This is a genomic window from Streptomyces sp. NPDC002838 (assembly GCF_040295365.1).
GTDB lineage: Bacteria > Actinomycetota > Actinomycetes > Streptomycetales > Streptomycetaceae > Streptomyces.
This window is the reverse complement of record NZ_JBEOVF010000163.1, coordinates 1-1,092: the sequence shown is the minus strand read 5'-3', so window position 1 is coordinate 1,092 and position 1,092 is coordinate 1. Positions and strand designations below refer to the sequence as shown.

Annotated in this window: 1 protein-coding gene; it reads left to right on the top strand. The window is 70.1% G+C overall.

Annotated elements, in window-relative coordinates:
* Window positions 1-193 precede the first annotated feature (193 nt).
* Window positions 194-1,092, top strand: an 899-nt coding sequence (locus ABT063_RS52080; protein WP_351069404.1) for an L-serine ammonia-lyase, incomplete at its 3' end; no start/stop codon positions are given.

Sequence of the window (1,092 nt, the reverse complement as noted above, 5' to 3'; positions counted from 1 at the left end):
GACGTCATCGCGGAGGCGCTCAAGCCGTCGTACGACGCCGAGACGCTGAAGACCCGAGTCAAGGCACTCACGGACAAGCACCCGCTCTACCCCGGTCTGAACAAGTAGTTCCTTTTTGCGGGGCGCCCCGCACACTCGTACGTGTGCGTGTGCGGGGCACCCCTCCTGCACCACCCTGTCTTGAGGAGTCCCCGTGGCCATCTCGGTCTTCGATCTGTTCTCGATCGGCATCGGCCCGTCCAGCTCCCACACGGTCGGCCCGATGCGCGCGGCCCGCATGTTCGCCCGCCGACTGCGCAGCGAGGACCTGCTGGCCTCCGTCGCGTCCGTACGGTCCGAGCTCTACGGCTCCCTGGGCGCGACCGGACACGGCCACGGCACCCCGAAGGCCGTACTGCTGGGCCTGGAGGGCGAGTCGCCGCGGACGGTGGAGGTCGAGACGGCGGACGAACAGGTGGAGCGGATCAAGGAGGGCGGCCGGCTCCGGCTCCTCGGCGAGCACGAGATCCCGTTCTCCTTCGACGACGACCTGATCCTGCACCGCCGTAAGGCACTCCCCTACCACGCGAACGGCATGACCCTGTGGGCACACGACGCGGCGGGCGCCGAGCTGCTCACGAAGACGTACTACTCGGTCGGCGGCGGCTTCGTCGTCGACGAGGACGCGGTCGGCGCGGACCGCATCAAGCTCGACGACACGGTCCTGAAGTACCCCTTCCGCACGGGCGACGAGCTGCTGGGCCTGACCAAGGAGACGGGCCTGTCGATCTCCGCGCTGATGCTGGAGAACGAGCGGGCCTGGCGCACGGAGGAGGAGATCCGCGAAGGCCTGCTGGAGATCTGGCGGGTGATGCGGGCGTGCGTGTCACGCGGCATGTCCCGCGAGGGCATCCTGCCGGGCGGCCTGAGGGTGCGCCGCAGGGCCGCGGTCTCCGCCCGCCAGCTCCGGGCGGACGGCGACCCGTTGGCGCACGCGATGGAGTGGATCACGCTCTACGCGATGGCGGTGAACGAGGAGAACGCCGCCGGCGGCCGGGTGGTGACGGCACCGACGAACGGCGCGGCGGGCATCATCCCGGCGGTCCTGCACTA